Raw genomic sequence first — 17,754 nt, 5'->3', positions numbered from 1 at the left:
AAACTATCTTATCCTTATCTGCTAAAAGAAATAGTATATCGTGCTCTATAGCCTTTTTCACTAACTCGTTAAACTTCTTGTCTTTTCTATTCTCAACATACCCATTCCTTACAATGTCGGATAATATCCCGGGACTTAAAACAATTTTGTGTCTATCCTCAAAATAAGTAAAATGATTTTTAAAGGAGGGTGGCTTACATGAACAGAGATATGTTAAAAGAAATAATGTCAAATAATATGGATGTAGTAAGAGAACTGGATGAATATGGTAAGAATAAATTAGCCTCTTTAATGGAAGGGTTGTTAATTGAAATAATGGGAAAGGAGAGATATGAATATCTTCTTGAAAACCCAAAGGATAAAGGCAATGGAGTATACAGAAGAACCCTAAATACAGGGCTTGGTAAACTGGAACTTGAGGCTCCAAGAACAAGGAGCTCAAACTTTCGTTTAAATCTCCTACCTCCTAAATATCAAAGATACGACGAAAGTTTTGAAGATTTAATCTTTTCTTTTTTAATCAACTGAGATTCAAAACAGGAAATTGTATACAAGATGAAATTAAGAGGTTTAGACTTTAGCGAAAAAGCTTATGATGAAATACATAAAAACCAAATGCTTGAATTCAAGTCAAAAGAATTACAGGAAAGCTATTATTTCATCTATATCGATGCTTACCATTGCATGGTAAAAGATTTAAAGGATAAAAGGGTTAAAAAGAGTGTTGTCTATACTGTTGCTGGTATAGATATAAACGCGAATAAATCCCTTCTTGGATATTATTCTTTCTTTGGAAAAGAGAATAAATCCACATGGATGGAGGTTTTGCAGGATTTGATAAACAGGGGAATGAAAAGGGTATTGATGTTCAGACGCTTCTTATATTAATAAAAAACTAAAAGAGATTAAAAATTACTGCGATACATTTGATAAAGGGTTGGTTATATTTCAAACCGATATTATCGATAAATTAAAGAAACGATATAAAACCTACACTCAATATTTAGAATCAAAGAAAGAGGAGTTCTTGTCTTTCTTAAAATATCCAGAGACCATAAGAAAATTCATCAATTCGACAAACACCGTTGAATCGGTTCACTCTACCTTTGAAAAACAGAGACTGAGAAAAGAAGGTTTCTTCCAATCTATGGATGTTTTAAATGTTGCTTTGTTTGTTGCAATAGATAAGCTGGATAGGAGATGGAGCGTCAATCCTCTGATTAAGTCAAAAAGATACGAGTTGAATCAAATATTTGTTTCTAAATTTGAAGATTGCGATTCCAGGGATAGTGAAGTATTATGATAAGGGAAAGACACAAGAAACGGTGGAAGTCTCGAGTTTAACAAATTTGCAGTTATCTCTATACCACTGCCTTTTAAAGATGCAACAAGGGGTCTGTAGAAGTTTTCCTTTAGGTATCTGTTAAATCTTTCAACCTTTTCCTTGGTCTGAGGCCTATATGGTTTGCATATTTTTGTATAAACCAGCCTTTGGAGAAATCTAAAAACTTCTGATTAAATCCGTGTCTGTTTTGTCCGTATTTATTTCTCTCTATAATTGCACTCTTTAGATTATCATAAAGTATGGTTTTTGGAACTCCTCCAAAGTATGAAAATGCTCTTATGTGGCAGTCTTGCCATACATCCTGTTTCATTGAGTCTGTGAAGTATACAAATGGAGCCCTTGAGTAGCTTAGAATCATAACAAAACCATAGATAGGTGATTTTCCTCCTCTTATGGTAGTCCAATCAACCTGAGCCTGAAAGCCGGGCTTAGTTTCAAACCTTATTATGCTTTCTTCTTTTCTCTTTGATGCTTGATTCTCTTCATACCATTTGTGCATATACACCTGCAATATTCTTATTTTACCTTCATAGCCTTTTTCTACTATCTCATCTAATACAACAGTTGATGGTATCCTATGGGGTAAAGCCGAGAGAAGCCTTTTTCCGATATACTCTTTAAAAGGGTCGAGTTTACTTGGACAAACCCTTGCTTTATATGGCTTGGGTTCATCCTCCTTTAGCCTTTTTGCTATAGTTCTTCTGTTTATTCCTCTAATCCTTGAAATTGCCCTTATGGAATGTCCTTGTTTATGCAGTGTATGTATCATAACAAACTCCTCATAACTCAGCATCAAGATAATTCCCTTTGTCCTTATTTGGAATCAAAGAGGATTATACATCAAGTGGTGCACTTTTGGTCTGCGTTAGTGGTGTATTTTAGAAGTGCGGGGGACACTTTTACCGAATAGTACATACAAACCCCCAACAATTTTATTTACCCTCCATCTATTTAAAAAGATGAGGGCATGCTACCAAAAGGGTGGGGAGTTTATTGTAGCTTTGACATAAGAAATCAGTGAAAACACAATAAAGGCAATCCTAAAAAGAAACAGATTAAAGCCAAAGAAGATAAGAACGATAAATGGCAACAGAAGAAGGCTGTATGACTATGAACACCTTACGCCATTTACCTATCTTCAGGTTGACACAAAGCATATACTGGATAAATCCGCTTTACCAAAGGATGTGTATGACCACATAGTAAAATACAATCTGCCAGTTTATGAGTATAATGCCATAGATGTAAAAACCAGAATTAGATTTACTGCTTATTCACATAGTTTATCTGCTGCAATATACGATTTAGCCTTTCTTATGCTTGTTGTACTCTGGTTAAGGGCTCATAGTGTCAAAGAGAAGATAAATATAAGATTAGACAATGGTGCTGAATTCTGCTGAAGGAAGCAAAAGAAAAACTAAAAGAATACAACGAACTATTCTCAATCCTGAATACAGAAATAAAACCTATTCCACCTGGTGCAAAATATCTTCAGGCTATTATTGAGAACTCACATAGAAAGGATGATTAAGTATTTCTTCTCTATCTATCCTGAAAGATGTAGAGATGATGAAGAATTCATAAGAAAAGCCCAAAGTTGGCAGGATACCTGGAATCTTGCAAGACCACACTTTGGAATAGATATGAATGATTAATACATGTAAGAGAAACTCAAAAGGTGTAATACCGTGATATCAGACAACATTGCAAGACTCCCAACACTACTGCTTGAGTATTTCTTGAGTGTTGTTTCTTATCCTATGAAGTGGTTGAGAAAGTATCTAAACCTGTATATCATTTCAAAGAGTGGTAAGTATGTCTATGCCCAATACCAAATCTTTTAGTCTGGATGGATAAAAAATGAAATTGAAAAAGTAAGATATCGTTAATTGTTGTCATTATCTAAAAATTCATTCAAAGGGTGCTTATCTAATACATTTTTATACATACTTTCATCAAAATGAGTATATATTTGCGTAGTTAATATGGAACTGTGTCCTAACAGGACTTGAATTTGCCTTATATCTACTCCTGAGTTTAGCAAAATGGTTGCAAAGGTGTGCCTCAAAGTGTGTGGGGTTATTTTTTTGTTGAGACATTTTTTTGAGTATTTTTCTAAAATCTTTCTTATACTTTGGTCAGATAAGGGTTCATTATATTTGTTTAGAAAAATATACCCGTTTTGAATGTTGAATTTATCAATAGTTTGTTTCAATAAATTTAAAATTTTATTGTTAGGTATGTATATTTTTCTTTCCTTGTTTCCTTTTCCTTTTATCATTATAAATTTATTTGAGAAGTTTATATCTTCTTTTTTTATATTGCACAGCTCAGAAACTCTAATGCCGCTAATTAAAAGAATTTCTATAATTAGCAAATTTCTTTGATAAAATTTACTTTTAAAATTATACGCGCACTTTAGGAGTTTTTTAACTTCATCTAAAGATAAGACAACTGGTAATTTCCTATTTTCTTTTAGGCTTATTCTTATTTTTCTAAAGGGATTATTAAAAATGTACTCTTCGTACTCTAAATAATTAATGAATGCTTTAATTGTTATTATTTTTCTTTTTATTGTTTTAGATTTGTTGTATTTTTTGCTTAAATATTCTAAGTATTCTTTGATTTTATCTTTATTGATTTCTTTTATGTTGATATTTCCCAAAAAGGATTTAAAATTGCCCAAATCTATTTTATACATTCTTATGGTGTTATTGCTTAAATTTTTCTGAATTTTGCAATATTTTAGAAATGCGTCGATAGACTTTTCTAAATTCATAAGACTCCTCTATAGAGAAAAATTATACTAAATTTTTATTTTGATAATCAATGGTTAACATTAGTGAGTTTAGGGAAAATTTTCAAGGAAGAGTTTTTAGCTACAGTGTTGTAAGTTTTAAAGAAAAAGCATTAAGAGAATATTGCTTTTTTAGGGCCGACTTTGTCAGAGCAAAAATTGCTAATTATGATTTTATTAATTGTGACATGTCTCATATCGACGCAAAAGGTGCTTATTTTAAAGGTTGCAAATTTATAGATTGCAGTTTTAAACACTCAAATTTTGCTGATGCTGTTTTTGAAGATTGTCAGTTTATTCACACAAAAGACCACAGTGGGATAAATATAAGGAATTATTCCAAATTTGAATCCCTATTCGAAAAATCAGGGATGTTTGGAACAGTATTTAAGAACTGCAAGTTTGAAAATTGCTACATAAAGGGGGTGGGCTTTAGATATTCTTTATTTGATAAGTGTAAATTTAGAAGAGTCATGAATTATTCGGTGTCTTTTGAAAACGCTATTATAAAAAATTGTGACTTCGATATTTTCGATATCAGATCATCTGCAGTTTATGGACTTACCATTGAGAATAGTCGTTTTGAGAAAATTGTGTGTAGATTTGAAAAGAGTATACAAATAATAGGAATAGATAAAATATATAAAGAATTTAATTATTATCTCAAAAATGATCCCAACAGTACTAAAAGTCAACTTTTATTAATATTTTCCAAGTCTAGTAAAGAGAAAAATGATAATGATAAAAAAATTGATATATTAGAATCTCTGAAAAATCTGATGAAATTAAAAAAGAGTCACTTTGAGACTTTAAACCTATTGTATATTTTAGACAAAATTAAGAGTGCCCGAAGCCTACAATATGACACCATTAAAAATAGGTTAATTCAGATTAACAACCTATACCCAAATATTTCAAACATAGAAAAGCTGGTTTTAGCCTATATTGATACTATCACAGAGGATGAAAGTATTTTTATAGACTTGCAAGATATAAACATGATGCTAAAATTGCTGTTTTTTCAGGAAACCAATTTGATATATGCTTACGATATGCTATTAACAAAACACCAAAATCGTACTATTGAAGCAAATGCAGAAACAAATATAATAGAAAAATCTATATACAACTATTATAAACATATATATAAAACATCAAAACTGAAAGCAAGAATAACAATAGACGAAAAAGCTCATATTGACAATGTTATAGCAACCTTAAAACAGATTAAAGAAGAGTTATCTAAAAAAGGACTATATGAAACATATCACTATCAATTATCTTATGTTTCATCAGGTTCAATCGAAATAGTGCTTGAAGCATTAGTTTTTGTTATTGCTGCATTAATAAGTGGATTGAATATAAAATATAGCAAAATTACTTTAATGAATGAGAAAAAAGAAGAGTTTAAACTTGAGTATAATGGGTCTGTTGCAATAAAAACTCTGACAAATGAAATTAAAAGAATTATAGGATTTACTCAAGATAGAACCCCTGTGGAACATTAGGTTCTAATCTTATATGGTCAAATGCAGACCTAATATCTAAACTCTCATTTTTATATTGTTGTTCTATTTCTTTAATATTAGAAAAATACTTGTACTTACTGTAATCGCTTTTTAACTCTACATATTGATTTTCACATATATCCATATTATTCTTGAACTCAACTATATAATTACCATAATAAAATGATAACATGTGCAAAATATAAGGATTAAAAAGGTCGTCGTTATAAGTAAGTAAAAAAGTAGAACCTTGAAATCTTGGATTTATTTCAATAAAGTAAACTTCATTATCTGATATAATATAGTCACATCCAAATATTCCGCGGTAACCCAATTTCTGCAACTCGAGCCCTATAAAATGAGTTAGTTTGGTTATTTTTCTTTCTATTTTTTCATCTATTTTAAGCTTAAAATCAGAACCTTTAAATCTCATTTCTCCTTCGTGTTCTTCAATGATTTGGCGAGATGGTTGATATTTTATAATTTTATCAAAGAAGATTATGGCAAACTGGTTCACTGGTATGCAATTTTCAATGAATTTTTCAATTTTAACTACAGGGGTTTTTATTTTTGAAATAGCTCTTTTAAAATCATCATGATTCGCTATTTTAAATACACCGTCACCACCGTTCGAAATTTGGGAAGAGATAACCCATGGCAACGAATAATCATCGTTGATTAGTTTATAGAATGTTGAATTCGTATTAAATTCATATCTTGTTTTTAGCTTTTTTGTTCTTATCTCTAAGTGGCTACGAAGATAATCGTTTCCTTCAAGAAGATTCAGAGCCCAAATCTTATTATTTAGTTTTATGTACAAATCATAATCAATTAGCAAAACCTTATTGTTTCCTATTCTTTCTAGGTCCTTACACCATTCGTAAGTTCTAAACATCCATAAATTTATACCTTTTGAAAATATTGAACTTCTTAGTTTTTCGAATAATCCTGATGTAAACAAGTAGTTTCTAAAAAAGTTTTGAGTTGAAAATTCTCTTACTTTAGTTTTAAGCTCATAAACATATATATTCCTATATCTTTCTCTCATTTTAGTTGATGTTCTAACGGCTATCACGTTTTCTTGTTTTAAATTCCAATATTTTAAAAGACTTTCTATTTCATCTATGCTTTTCGCTAAAAAAATTGTTCTATTAATAATTTCATCTATGATGTATTCCCTAAACTCACTAATGTTAACCATTGATTATCTCCCCCTGCTTTTTTGTATATTTTAAACATTGGTTTTTGTCTAAAAATAATCTTTTACTTTTTTTAGTTTCATTTGTTTCGTTTTGTTGTTAAAAAATTCTTTCACTTTATTAATAGCAAATTCGACTTCATCTTTAGTGATAGAATAATATAAAGGCAATCTTATAAGTCTCTCACTTTCTTTTGTTGTAAATTCGTCTTTTCCTACGAAATTTCCAAACTTTATTCCCGCTGGGCTGCTGTGAAGTGGGATATAATGAAAAACTACTAAGATACCGTTTTCTTTCAAAAAATTTATAAGTTTTGTTCTTGTTTTTAAATCTTTTACTTTTATATAAAATATATAAAACATGTGGGCATTATGTTTGCACCCTTTTGGAATAATTAGTAATTCAATAAACCCTTTATTTGCTAAATTCAGAAATTCTTTATAATAATATTCCCACATCTTTAATCTTTTTAGGTTTATGTTTTCAGCCTTTTCAAGTTGCCTCCATAAATAAGCAGCACTTATTTCATTCATTAAATAGCTACTTCCAATATCTACTCGGGTGCATTTATCAGTCATTCCTCTAAAAATTGGCTTCTGTTTGTTCCTTTCTCTCTAATAATTTCTGCTCTGTCAATGAATCTTTCGTCGTTCACTATTAAAAGTCCACTTCCACCACCACTGGTGTAATTTTTGGTTTCGTGAAAACTATAAGCTCCAAAATGTCCAATAGTTTAGTTCCCAAAGGTTTTTCTTTGTAATAACTTATCATCCCTTGAGCAGCATCTTCAATCACATACAGATTATATTTATTTGCAACCTTCATAATTTTATCCATTTCACAAGCAACTCCAGCATAATGAACAACAACTATCGCTTTTGTCTTCTCAGTGATAGCGTCTTCAATTTTATTTTCGTCAATATTCATTGTGTCAGGACGAATATTTACAAAAGTTATTCTTGTCCCTCTTAACACAAATGCATTTGCGGTGGATACAAATGTATGGCTCGGTATAATAACTTCATCGTTTTTCTTTATGTTAATTAACATTACACACATCTCAAGAGCAGCAGTGTGAGATGGTGTTAATAATGCTTTTTTTCTTCAAAACATTTCTCGCATCTTTTACCAAAGTAGTCATTTCCTGAAATTTTATCGCTTTTTATAGCTTCAAGTATATATTTTTCTTCGTTTCCAGTATATGGTGGTTTGTTAAATGGAATCATTTTTATCATCTTTAAACAAATAAGAAATATACTTTATATCTCTAACAAAAAAACCGTTTTTGATATAAAAAATTTGGGCTGATATATTGCTCCCTTCTGTAATTACTTTGAGAATACTTATATTCTTATCTATAAGATAATTCTCTAAAAATCGCATCAATAATGTCCCTATTTTTTGCCTTGATATTCATTACCAACGCCTATTAATCCTATTTGAGTTAGTATTTTACAAGTTACTGCTAACTTATTCCTTTCGAAAAAACCTAAACAAAAATCGTCAAATGTTCCCAATATAGCTTTCTTTGCCCATTCACTATAAAACCTGTCTACATACTCCTGAGAAATGCCTATGGATAAAAATCTACTATGTTTATAAAGAGACTTAATTATTTTTTTAATATCCTCAAAACAATCAATATTAACATTGCTTATGCTTTTGGGAATTATATTTGGCTTGTGTTTTTTAGTTAATTTTTTTTCATAAACAATATGAAAATCTACAAAAGAAAACCCCATAGATTCAATGATTTTTATAGATTTTCTATTACTCGCATTGATTTTAGTTTATTTTAGTTTGTATTACATCAAAATTTATTGAGTTTATCTCTTTTTTTAAATTTAAAATATCTTTTTTACAAATGTTATTTGCTTCCAAATCGTATATAGATAATCCAAAAAAATTACTATCCCACTCTAAATACTTTATATGAAACATAACTGTCCCTTAAAATCAACATTCAAAAATCATCTTCCATTGACTTAATAATGTCTCCTGAGAAAAAATTTTTTAATGTTTTTTTGTTCATTTCTATTACTCTTTTATCAATAGATCTTAAATCTATCTCTTTCTTAATATCAAACAATTTAATCCCCTTTTCCTCAAACATTTTCCAACAAGTAACATCACTTCTAACATAAACCTTTTTACCAAACCCTAATAAAGTTATTATATTTCCCATCCCTTGTTGTCTATTATGGTTAAAAATAATTATATTAATTTTGGATAAAAATTCAAGATGCTTATCAAAAGGCATAAATTTCAAAATAGGTTTAAATTTTTTTCTCCAAGTATTTCATATCCTTTTTTAATAACTTTTTTTACATATTCTTTGTTCCCGTAAGAAAGCGGAACATATAAAACTATATTTTCATTTTTATATTTTTTAATTTTTCAAAGACTTCAAAATTGTTATTTGTTTCGGTGGCAGAATTACCAATTTGGATTGTCACATAATCTTTTTGGAGAATGTTATCAATATTATATTCTTTAAACAAATTGTTTGGATACATAATGCATTCGTGCTACTTTCCCTTTGCTCCATACCATTTCTTAGCCAATTCGTAGTCACCTTTAATATATGTGATAAAATGTCCCATCTGTTTTGTTGCTTTTTTCTTTGCTCTGCTTTGCCTTTTAGTAAAGTAGAAATCACCTTCCCATAGAACATGATAACATTTCTTTAATAGCCAAGGTTGCGCTAACAAAGCATAAGTCAATTTTTCATTTCTAACCCATGAATTACTATTTTTTTGCAGTATACATATACTAAATATAGTTTAAAAAAATTTAAAAACATCTCTTCTTGCTTTTACCCATCTTAAAGGATAATCTTTATTCAGACCATATTCGTATCTTTCTTTTCAAGCAATATAAATTCGCGTTCTGAAATATCAAAATTTTTATTTACAAACTCAATAATAAATGGCGGAATAAATTTATCTAAACCACAAATATGCAAAATCATATAGTATATTTTTCCGTGAAGATGTAACCTATAAAGATCACTTGCGTTATTTGCCAATACTCCCCAAAAAACATCACAACCACTTCTTATCTCAAACAGAACAACTTATGTGTAACTTGTAAAGCTAATGTTCCATTCGCAGTTAAAACTATGTAATCTATTTTAAATAATCTTTTAACTTCTCTTCTAATTCCTGGACAAACTTTCCATTATTTGTAATCCAGTGATTGTCCCACAATTCTTTTATTTTGTTGATATATTTATCAAATTGTGGCAAATATGGTCTTGCAACATTGATCATTATATTCTCCTAACATATCTATCCAAATACCACTCCACTGTCTTCTTTATTCCGGTTTCGAAAGTTTCTTCTGCCTTCCACCCAAGCTCATTCTCAATTTTGCTTGCATCTATGGCATATCTTCTGTCATGACCGGGTCTGTCTTTTACGAAAGTTATAAGCTCTTTATAACTTTTTAGTCTTGGATTTTTAGTTTTGAGCTCTGAATTGACAGAAGGTGGATATAGTTCATCCAAAATTTCACATATCTTTTCTGCTATGTATATATTTTCTCTCTCGTTTCTTCCGCCTATGTTGTAGGTTTCACCTGCTTCTCCTTTGTGGAATACAAGGTCTATGCCCTTGCAATGGTCAAGAACATAGAGCCAGTCTCTTATATTCTTACCGTCTCCGTATATGGGAATAGGTTTTCCTTGAAGTGCATTTCTTATTATGTTCGGGATTAGTTTTTCATCATGCTGTTTTGGGCCATAATTGTTTGAGCAGTTCGTTACTACAACATTTAAACCATAGGTCTTAAAATAACTTCTTGCAATCATATCGCTTGCTGCTTTGCTTGCAGAATAAGGAGAATTTGGGGCATAAGGAGTTTTTTCCGTAAACAGTTTACTTGGGTCGTTAGGGAGTGAGCCATAGACTTCATCCGTTGATATGTGGTGAAATCTGCACTCTTTGTATCTGTCTTTATATTCAAAGGGCTCTTTCATCCAATGTTTATAAGCCACATCCAACAGTGTAAATGTGCCATGAACATTTGTCTTTATAAATACATCAGGATTTTTAATTGAGTTGTCAACATGAGACTCTGCTGCAAAGTGAATTACGCCCTGAATATCAAACTCTTTAAATATGTACTCGACAAGCTCTCGATTACAGATATCACCTCTTATAAATTTATATCTTGGATTGCTTTCTACCTCTTTTAAATTCTCAAGATTTCCTGCATAAGTAAGTAAGTAAGTCTAAATTTATTACATTATACTCAGGATGTTTCTCTAAGAAATAAGGAATAAAGTTGCTGCCTATAAATCCTGCACCGCCAGTTATTAGGATAGAAATTAAATTATTCATTGCTGTCTCCTTTTGTTTCACTTAGCATTCTCTTCAAACTGTCTCTCCAATAGGGTATCTCAATACCAAAATCTCTCTTTATTTTTGCTTTATTTAGCACACTATAGTGTGGCCTTTTTGCTGGTGTGGGATAATCCTTTGTTTCTATTGGATTAACTCTTATGTCTATACCTTTTATTTCAAATATTGCTTTTGCAAAATCATACCAACTACAAACACCTTCGTTGCTGTAATGGTAAACCCTTACAGAGTTATGAAGGTTAGGTGTTGAGTTTTGAATTACATTACCATCCTTTTCGTTCATAATTCCCAATTCATAATTCATAATTGTCAGCAGGGCTGATGCAAGGTCTCTTGCATAAGTTGGTGTTCCTACCTGGTCATAGACAACATTTAGCTCCTTTCTTGTTTGTGCAAGCTTTAGCATCGTTTTGACAAAGTTATGGCCAAACGAAGAGCATAACCAAGATGTTCTTATTATGACTCCTTTTGCTTCTGAGTTAATTAATGCTTCTTCACCTTTTAGTTTTGTCAATCCATAAACACTCTGTGGGTTGGTTTTGTCATCTTCTGTGTATGGTCTATAGTTTTTGCCATCAAACACATAGTCTGTTGAGATGTGAATAAGAAATATACCATACTCCTTTGAGACTTTTGCAAGGTATTCAACAGCTTTATGATTTATTAAGTCTGCTAACTCTTTCTCTTCTTCAGCCTTATCAACAGCCGTATATGCAGCACAGTTTATTATCACGTTTACATTGCTCTTATCTATAAATTCCTTGATTTTGTCTTCTTTTGTGATATCTAACTCGTCAATGTCAGTGAAGTAGAATTTTGAATTTTGAGTTTTGAGTGTTGAATTACTCTTTTCTCCATTTATAACTCCTATCTCATGATTCATAATTAACCTATGCAATTCTCCCCCAAGTTGCCCACTGCTGCCAGTGACCAAAATCCTTGCTTCATTCATAATTCAAAACTCATAATTCATAACTATTCAAATATCTCTGCATCCTTCAAATATGGAGCATTTCTGTCTTTGTCTGATACTATAATTTTATCCTTTGGAAACTGCCAATCTATGTTTATCTCTGGGTCATCGAATCTGATGCTTTTATCGTGTTTTGGAGAGTAATAGTTATCAACCTTATAGACAACGATTGCTTCGTCGCTTAAAACTAAAAAACCATGGGCAAAACCTTGTGGAATAAAGAGCTGTCTTTTGTTTTCATCACTCAACTCAACAGCCATATATTTTTTAAAAGTCTGAGAGTTTCTCCTTATATCCACAGCAACATCAAGTATTTTGCCTTTGATTACTCTTATAAGTTTACTTTGGGCATAAGGTGGAAGTTGATAGTGGAGACCTCTCAAAACACCCTTTTTGCTTTTTGATTCATTGTCTTGCACAAAGTTTATCTTTGCAACATTTTTTTCAAATAAATCTTGTCTAAAGGTTTCCATGAAATAGCCTCTATCATCGCCAAACACCTTGGGTTCTATTATAACAACACCTTCTATCTCAGTTTTTATAAATCTCATTGTCTTTGTCTCCTTTTTTTCAACTAAACACTAACATTCATAACTCAAAACTCGCAACTCATAATTTGCAATTCAAAATTCACCATTTATAACTTTTAGTAAATATTCCCCATACCCGCTCTTTAATAGTGGCTCAGCAAGCTTTCTTAGCTGTTCTTTATTTATCCAGCCGTTTAAGTAAGCTATCTCTTCAATACAACCTATCTTTAGCCCTTGTCTTTTTTCAATCGTCTGGATAAATCTTGATGCATCTATTAAGTTCTCATGAGTTCCTGTATCAAGCCAGGCGTATCCTCTACCCATTAGTTCAACTTTAAGTCTATTTTCTTCTAAATACATCTGGTTTATACTTGTTATCTCAAGCTCCCCTCTTCTGCTGGGTTTTACTTCTTTTGCTTTTTTGACGACATCGTTGGGATAGAAGTATAAACCAACAACAGCATAGTTGCTTTTTGGTTTTTCTGGTTTTTCTTCTATACTTACTGCGTTGCCTTTATCATCAAATTCGACTATTCCATACTCTCTTGGGTTGCTGACATAATAACCAAAGACAACAGCTTTGCTCTCCTCTTCTACTGTCTTTTTTGACTGCTTTAAAAGGTCTGTGAAACCGTGACCATAGAATATGTTATCGCCTAAAACTAAACAGGCGTTGTCTTTGTCTATAAAATCTTCACCAACCAAAAACGCATCAGCTAAACCCTTTGGTTTTTCTTGGATTGCATACTCTATTCTCATGCCCAATTGAGAACCATCTGAAAATATATGCTTGTAATTATCAATATACTCTGGTTTTGAGATTATTAAAACTTCTCTGATGCCAGAAAGCATTAGAACAGACAAAGGATAGTAAATCATTGGCTTGTCGTAGATAGGTAAAAGTTGCTTTGATATGCCAAGCGTTATGGGATAAAGTCTTGTGCCTGAACCACCAGCAAGGATTAGGCCTTTCATTGCTGATTCCTCCTATAATCATCCTCCACTCTCTCTATATCATTCTCTTCCACATACTCACCTACCTGGGCTTCTATCAGAATAACAGGGATTTTACCGGGATTTGCAAGCCTGTGTAGTTCACCCATCTTTATGTATGTAGACTCGTTCGGTCTTAAAAGGAATGTTTTATTTCCTACTGTTACTTCTGCTGTTCCTGAAACTACTATCCAGTGCTCGTTTCTGTGGAAGTGTTTTTGCAAAGAGAGTCTTTTGCCCGGTTTTACAATTATTCTTTTTATCTTGTATCCTTTGTCTTCAACCAAGACTTCGTATGTTCCCCAAGGGCGATGAACGATTGAGTGAGTGGTAAGTAGTGAGTTGTGAGTTTCTTTTAGCTGGTTTACTATCTCTTTAACCTGTTGAGTCTGACCCTTCTTTGCTATCAGCAAAGCATCGTTTGTGTCTATAACGATAAAATCTTCAAGTCCTATGGTTGCTATCAGTTTATCTCTGTCGCTGAAGTAGAAGTTGTTTTTACTGTCTATCTCTATCTCTTCTGCTTTGTTATTCTCATTATCATTGCTTACTGCCATCTCTCTGACAAGACTGTCAAAACTTCCCACGTCACTCCAATAAAACTCACTTTTTATAACTTTTATCTTTTTGCTCTTTTCCATTACGGCATAGTCTATGCTTATAGACGGAATGTTTTTCATATCCTTAATTCTTATCTGATTATCGTTTATCTTCTGTCTGTTCTCAAAGCTCTTCAGAGACTCTTCGTAAACTTCAGGAGCATATCTTTTTAACTCTTCAAGATAGACGCCTGCTTTGAACATAAACATGCCAGAGTTCCAAAGATAAGTGATAGGTGTCGAGTGCGAAGCGTTAAGTTCGAGATATTGTTTAGCTGTTTTTAAATCAGGTTTCTCATGGAATTTCTCAACACTTAACACATGATTCCCATTACCAGAATCTTCAGTTTCAATATATCCGTATCCTGTATTTGGTTCTGTTGGAGTTATGCCAAATGTAACAAGATAACCTTTCAAAGCAAGCTCTTTGGCTTTTAATACCGCTTCTTTGTATTTGTCCGAGTTTTTTATCAGATGGTCTGCAGGTGTTATAAAGAGTATCTCATCTTCATCTACAGAGAGTGATGCAAATGCTATAGCTGGTGCTGTGTTTTTAGCTTCTGTTTCAAGAAGAAATTGTAAGCTGTGGGTAGTGAGTAGTGAATCGTAAGCGGTGATTTGTGAGTCGTGAATAGTGAGTTCTTCTATCTGGTCAAGAACCAAGAAATACTGCTCTTCATTAACAGATATAATAAAACTATCACATAGTTCTATATTTCTCTCTATGGTTAATTGGAATAGAGACTTTCCATTAAAAAGCTTTAAGAACTGTTTTGGCATCAATTTTCTGCTTAACGGCCAAAGACGGGTGCCAGAGCCGCCACATAATATTAGGTTTTTCATTTTAAACACCTTTTAAATTCTTATTCCTTTCTCGGCTTCCTTCTCTATTTCTCTTTTGCTATCTGATGCTACCAATATATCTACAGGTTTGTAAAGTAAATCTTCAAGGATTGTTTTTAGTCTTAGTTTTTGACTGAAGCTTACTTTACCCTTCGGCTTTATGTAGATGTCTATATCGCCACCTTTTTTGTTTGGGTCTGTTCTACTGCCAAAGATTATTATTTCACTCTCTCCGATTATCTCTTTTGTTTTTTTCTTTATTATTTCTATTTCTCTATCTCTTAGCCTTAACATTTATTCTGTCTAATATCTCTTTTAAACAATTTACATTGTCTATCAGGTAATTTATGGCTTCTGCTTTTTCTCTATCGGTGTAAGGATAGTCGTGAGCTATTTGGTTTCTTATTGCCCTAAACTCAGCCCATTTATCTATGTCAATAATGCTTTCTTTATCAAGTTCCCTTAGGATTTCATAAAAGCTTTTGCCTTCTGTTATAAAACCGGTTTCGCTTAAATACTCTCTAAAGATTTTATTTCCTAAAAGGTCTTGAAGTTTTGAGAACCTGAAAGCTAAAACATCTAATGCGTTCTTTTTCTCTATATCTAAGTTGTTGAGCTTTTCTATAGTTATGGGATAGATATTTCTCAGAGTTTTTAAGACTTCATCTATACGCTGTATGTGTATGTTGGCTTCTTTTAGGTATTTACTCAGCCTGTTCATTAAACCTTTTCTCCCACTCATACGCAGTTTTGCAGATTGTCTCAAGGCTGTCATATTTAGGCTTCCATCCCATCTTGTTTATTATTTTATCGTTTTTTGCAATTAGTATTGCTGGGTCTCCCAATCTTCTTTGTGCTGTTTCGACTTTGAAATCTATGCCCGTTACTTTTTTCATTGTCTCGATTACTTCCTTTACACTTGCACCCTTGCCGTATCCCACATTGAATATGTCGCTTTCGTTTTTCTCTAAATACTCAAGCCCTTTGATGTGAGCATCCGCCAAGTCCATTACATGAATGTAATCCCTTACACCCGTTCCATCTTTTGTCGGATAATCATCACCGAAAATGAACATTTTATCTCTTTTACCAACGGTTGTCTCTGCTGCAACCTTAATCAAATGCGTCGCATTTTTTGTTTTTTGCCCTATTGTTAAATCAGGACTTGCTCCTGCAACATTGAAGTATCTAAAAATTACATATTTAAAATCTGGGTTTGCTTTGGCTGTATCTTGAATAATCCTTTCACTAAACAGCTTGCTTTGTCCATAGGGATTTATTGGCTCTGTTTTAAAATTCTCATCTATTCCATCACCTATTTCCTTAATAGTTGGTTCACCATACACTGCAGCTGTTGATGAGAAGATAAACTTTTTTACTTTGTATTCTACTGCCAGTTTGACAAGATTTGTTGTATTTGCCGTGTTGTTTAGGTAATATTTCAGCGGTTCTTTGACGCTTTCTGGCACTATTATACTTGCTGCAAAGTGAATTATCGCATCAAACTGCTTTGCTTTAAAAACACCTTTTATCTCATCCCAGTTGCTTAAATCGGCATAAATAAAATCAAAATCTCTAATCTTTTTTAGCTCGTCAATTGTTGACTTAAATCCAGTCGATAGGTTGTCAATAACGGTGATATCACTGTTGCTGTTCTCAAGTAAAAGCTTAACAACATGGCTGCCGATATAACCAGCACCGCCTGTGATTAGGATAGATTGGTTATTTGTCAATGGTTTCCTCCCTATAAAGATTAAATTTTTCTTTTAAGAAGTTTTTTATATGTGAATATGTTGATATCAAAAAATCAGATTTTTCATATAGAGCATTTATCATTTGTGAACCTATAGCAGGGTTGTCTTCATAATTATGCGCAATTTCGTTTCTGTATTCCCTTAGCTCTTTCCATGAGTCGGCACTTTCTATTAACTTGAGTTTTTCCATGAGATTTAGAATATCAATAAATGGTTTGCCTTCAATGTTTTCTTCCAAAAGCTCTAAGGTAATTCTAAACAGTTTTTGACCCATTGCATCTTGCAATTTTCCAAATCTAAACAGAAACTGGTCTATCACGCCAATCTCATCGTCGCTCAACTTTTCATACTTTTTAGAATCAAGCGGCATAAAAGTTTGCATTTTGGTTTTTGCTTTTTCTATTCTATAAGCATGCTTATCGCACTCTTTTAGAACTCTTTCTGTCTTTTCTATTAGAACTCTACTGTTCATTTAGTAATACACCTGTTCTTTTTGCTTCGTTTACTATGTTTTTGTTGCTTAAAGAAGGTATGATGACGTCAATACTCTGCTCGCCTATTATCTCTTGGAGTTTGATTTTAAACTGTATCTTTTTCTGAAGCGCTAACGACTCCGCCATATCTGTTTCTAAAAATATGTCTATATCGCCACCTTTTTTGTTTGGGTCTGTTCTACTGCCAAAGAGATAAACCTTTACATTTTTGCCGAATATCTCTTTAGCTGTTTTAACTATCGCTTCAATCTCTTTTTTGGATAACCTTATGCCTTCCATCTTCCATAATATAAACATTTTGGCTTTATAAGTCTATAAATTTACCAATACCATTTGAAAAGCAATATCTTTTTTG

Annotated in this window: 17 protein-coding genes and 4 pseudogenes; 3 read left to right on the top strand and 18 right to left on the bottom strand. The window is 32.1% G+C overall.

Annotated elements, in window-relative coordinates; all coding sequences use genetic code 11:
• Positions 1–198: 198 nt before the first annotated feature.
• A pseudogene (locus tag G415_RS11430) lies at positions 199–1,303 on the top strand (transposase).
• 109 nt (positions 1,304–1,412) lie between these two features.
• Here G415_RS11430 and istA read toward each other — a convergent pair.
• Entirely contained in the window at positions 1,413–2,138 is a 726-nt protein-coding gene (gene istA / locus G415_RS10505) for an IS21 family transposase (protein ID WP_051129559.1), read from the bottom strand.
• 217 nt (positions 2,139–2,355) lie between these two features.
• Between istA and G415_RS11425 the strand changes: the two are divergent.
• Positions 2,356–3,189 (top strand): annotated as a pseudogene (locus G415_RS11425) (transposase family protein); the annotation flags it as partial.
• Positions 3,190–3,230: 41 nt separating this feature from the next.
• Here the strand turns inward: G415_RS11425 and xerA are convergent.
• Entirely contained in the window at positions 3,231–4,124 is an 894-nt protein-coding gene (xerA, locus tag G415_RS0107870; RefSeq protein WP_022671129.1) for a site-specific tyrosine recombinase/integron integrase, read from the bottom strand.
• Positions 4,125–4,174: 50 nt separating this feature from the next.
• On the opposite strand from xerA, the gene G415_RS0107865 reads away from it, so the two are divergent.
• On the top strand, positions 4,175–5,650 hold the full coding sequence (locus tag G415_RS0107865; protein WP_022671128.1) for a pentapeptide repeat-containing protein: 1,476 nt from the start codon (positions 4,175–4,177) through the stop codon (positions 5,648–5,650).
• On the opposite strand, the gene G415_RS0107860 is transcribed toward G415_RS0107865, so the two are convergent.
• The 16 genes and pseudogenes from G415_RS0107860 to G415_RS0107765 all read right to left on the bottom strand — a co-directional run bounded on the left by G415_RS0107860 (position 5,619) and on the right by G415_RS0107765 (position 17,696).
• Positions 5,619–6,851, bottom strand: coding sequence for an ATP-grasp domain-containing protein (locus G415_RS0107860; protein WP_022671127.1), 1,233 nt, complete (start codon positions 6,849–6,851; stop codon positions 5,619–5,621). The genes G415_RS0107865 and G415_RS0107860 overlap by 32 nt on opposite strands.
• 48 nt (positions 6,852–6,899) lie before the next feature.
• A pseudogene (gene rffA / locus G415_RS11420) lies at positions 6,900–8,075 on the bottom strand (dTDP-4-amino-4,6-dideoxygalactose transaminase).
• Complete coding sequence (locus G415_RS11415) at positions 8,062–8,232, bottom strand: N-acetyltransferase (RefSeq protein ID WP_022671126.1); 171 nt, start codon at positions 8,230–8,232, stop codon at positions 8,062–8,064. The pseudogene rffA and the gene G415_RS11415 overlap by 14 nt, the downstream one beginning before the upstream one ends.
• Before the next feature lie 11 nt (positions 8,233–8,243).
• Positions 8,244–8,591, bottom strand: a complete 348-nt coding sequence (locus tag G415_RS0107845) for a GNAT family protein (protein ID WP_022671125.1) — start codon at positions 8,589–8,591, stop codon at positions 8,244–8,246.
• A gap of 221 nt (positions 8,592–8,812) precedes the next feature.
• On the bottom strand, positions 8,813–9,109 hold the full coding sequence (locus G415_RS0107835) for a TDP-N-acetylfucosamine:lipid II N-acetylfucosaminyltransferase family protein (RefSeq protein ID WP_022671123.1): 297 nt from the start codon (positions 9,107–9,109) through the stop codon (positions 8,813–8,815).
• A gap of 868 nt (positions 9,110–9,977) precedes the next feature.
• On the bottom strand, positions 9,978–10,121 hold the full coding sequence (locus G415_RS11065; protein WP_022671119.1) for a hypothetical protein: 144 nt from the start codon (positions 10,119–10,121) through the stop codon (positions 9,978–9,980).
• Positions 10,121–11,192, bottom strand: a pseudogene (gene rfbB / locus G415_RS10490) (dTDP-glucose 4,6-dehydratase). Before rfbB ends, G415_RS11065 begins: the two are co-directional and overlap by 1 nt.
• Positions 11,185–12,165: a dTDP-4-dehydrorhamnose reductase gene (gene rfbD, locus G415_RS0107805; protein WP_022671118.1), complete on the bottom strand. Its 981-nt coding sequence runs from the start codon at positions 12,163–12,165 to the stop codon at positions 11,185–11,187. The pseudogene rfbB and the gene rfbD overlap by 8 nt, the downstream one beginning before the upstream one ends.
• 23 nt (positions 12,166–12,188) lie before the next feature.
• Positions 12,189–12,737 carry a dTDP-4-dehydrorhamnose 3,5-epimerase gene (rfbC, locus tag G415_RS0107800; protein ID WP_022671117.1) on the bottom strand — a complete coding sequence of 183 codons (549 nt, stop codon included), beginning with the start codon at positions 12,735–12,737 and terminating at the stop codon, positions 12,189–12,191.
• Between the two features lie 72 nt (positions 12,738–12,809).
• Entirely contained in the window at positions 12,810–13,691 is an 882-nt protein-coding gene (rfbA, locus tag G415_RS0107795; protein ID WP_022671116.1) for a glucose-1-phosphate thymidylyltransferase RfbA, read from the bottom strand.
• Positions 13,688–15,151 carry a mannose-1-phosphate guanylyltransferase/mannose-6-phosphate isomerase gene (locus G415_RS0107790; protein WP_022671115.1) on the bottom strand — a complete coding sequence of 488 codons (1,464 nt, stop codon included), beginning with the start codon at positions 15,149–15,151 and terminating at the stop codon, positions 13,688–13,690. The genes rfbA and G415_RS0107790 overlap by 4 nt, the downstream gene beginning before the upstream one ends.
• A gap of 12 nt (positions 15,152–15,163) precedes the next feature.
• Positions 15,164–15,445: a nucleotidyltransferase domain-containing protein gene (locus G415_RS0107785; RefSeq protein ID WP_022671114.1), complete on the bottom strand. Its 282-nt coding sequence runs from the start codon at positions 15,443–15,445 to the stop codon at positions 15,164–15,166.
• Positions 15,426–15,872 carry a hypothetical protein gene (locus G415_RS0107780; protein ID WP_022671113.1) on the bottom strand — a complete coding sequence of 149 codons (447 nt, stop codon included), beginning with the start codon at positions 15,870–15,872 and terminating at the stop codon, positions 15,426–15,428. Before G415_RS0107780 ends, G415_RS0107785 begins: the two co-directional genes overlap by 20 nt.
• On the bottom strand, positions 15,856–16,884 hold the full coding sequence (gene galE / locus G415_RS0107775) for a UDP-glucose 4-epimerase GalE (RefSeq protein ID WP_022671112.1): 1,029 nt from the start codon (positions 16,882–16,884) through the stop codon (positions 15,856–15,858). Before galE ends, G415_RS0107780 begins: the two co-directional genes overlap by 17 nt.
• Positions 16,874–17,377, bottom strand: a complete 504-nt coding sequence (locus G415_RS10225) for a hypothetical protein (protein WP_022671111.1) — start codon at positions 17,375–17,377, stop codon at positions 16,874–16,876. The genes galE and G415_RS10225 overlap by 11 nt, the downstream gene beginning before the upstream one ends.
• Positions 17,367–17,696 (bottom strand): nucleotidyltransferase domain-containing protein, encoded by a 330-nt coding sequence (locus tag G415_RS0107765; RefSeq protein ID WP_202897982.1) that lies wholly within the window; start codon positions 17,694–17,696, stop codon positions 17,367–17,369. The genes G415_RS10225 and G415_RS0107765 overlap by 11 nt, the downstream gene beginning before the upstream one ends.
• Positions 17,697–17,754: the final 58 nt, after the last annotated feature.

The organism is Hippea alviniae EP5-r, from assembly GCF_000420385.1.
In the GTDB taxonomy this organism is placed as follows: Bacteria; Campylobacterota_A; Desulfurellia; order Desulfurellales; family Hippeaceae; genus Hippea; species Hippea alviniae.
The sequence above is the reverse complement of the archived record's forward strand: the minus strand, read 5'-3'. Positions and strand labels throughout refer to the sequence as shown.

What these genes read in the sequence shown, in the direction of transcription:
- istA (WP_051129559.1), bottom strand. Translation starts at nt 2,138, where the DNA reads ATGCTGAGTTATGAGGAGTTTGTTATGATACATACACTGCATAAACAA.
- xerA (WP_022671129.1), bottom strand. Translation starts at nt 4,124, where the DNA reads ATGAATTTAGAAAAGTCTATCGACGCATTTCTAAAATATTGCAAAATT.
- G415_RS0107865 (WP_022671128.1), top strand. Translation starts at nt 4,175, where the DNA reads ATGGTTAACATTAGTGAGTTTAGGGAAAATTTTCAAGGAAGAGTTTTT.
- G415_RS0107860 (WP_022671127.1), bottom strand. Translation starts at nt 6,851, where the DNA reads ATGGTTAACATTAGTGAGTTTAGGGAATACATCATAGATGAAATTATT.
- G415_RS11415 (WP_022671126.1), bottom strand. Translation starts at nt 8,232, where the DNA reads ATGCGATTTTTAGAGAATTATCTTATAGATAAGAATATAAGTATTCTC.
- G415_RS0107845 (WP_022671125.1), bottom strand. Translation starts at nt 8,591, where the DNA reads ATGGGGTTTTCTTTTGTAGATTTTCATATTGTTTATGAAAAAAAATTA.
- G415_RS0107835 (WP_022671123.1), bottom strand. Translation starts at nt 9,109, where the DNA reads ATGCCTTTTGATAAGCATCTTGAATTTTTATCCAAAATTAATATAATT.
- G415_RS11065 (WP_022671119.1), bottom strand. Translation starts at nt 10,121, where the DNA reads ATGATCAATGTTGCAAGACCATATTTGCCACAATTTGATAAATATATC.
- rfbD (WP_022671118.1), bottom strand. Translation starts at nt 12,165, where the DNA reads ATGAATGAAGCAAGGATTTTGGTCACTGGCAGCAGTGGGCAACTTGGG.
- rfbC (WP_022671117.1), bottom strand. Translation starts at nt 12,737, where the DNA reads ATGAGATTTATAAAAACTGAGATAGAAGGTGTTGTTATAATAGAACCC.
- rfbA (WP_022671116.1), bottom strand. Translation starts at nt 13,691, where the DNA reads ATGAAAGGCCTAATCCTTGCTGGTGGTTCAGGCACAAGACTTTATCCC.
- G415_RS0107790 (WP_022671115.1), bottom strand. Translation starts at nt 15,151, where the DNA reads ATGAAAAACCTAATATTATGTGGCGGCTCTGGCACCCGTCTTTGGCCG.
- G415_RS0107785 (WP_022671114.1), bottom strand. Translation starts at nt 15,445, where the DNA reads ATGTTAAGGCTAAGAGATAGAGAAATAGAAATAATAAAGAAAAAAACA.
- G415_RS0107780 (WP_022671113.1), bottom strand. Translation starts at nt 15,872, where the DNA reads ATGAACAGGCTGAGTAAATACCTAAAAGAAGCCAACATACACATACAG.
- G415_RS10225 (WP_022671111.1), bottom strand. Translation starts at nt 17,377, where the DNA reads ATGAACAGTAGAGTTCTAATAGAAAAGACAGAAAGAGTTCTAAAAGAG.
- G415_RS0107765 (WP_202897982.1), bottom strand. Translation starts at nt 17,696, where the DNA reads ATGTTTATATTATGGAAGATGGAAGGCATAAGGTTATCCAAAAAAGAG.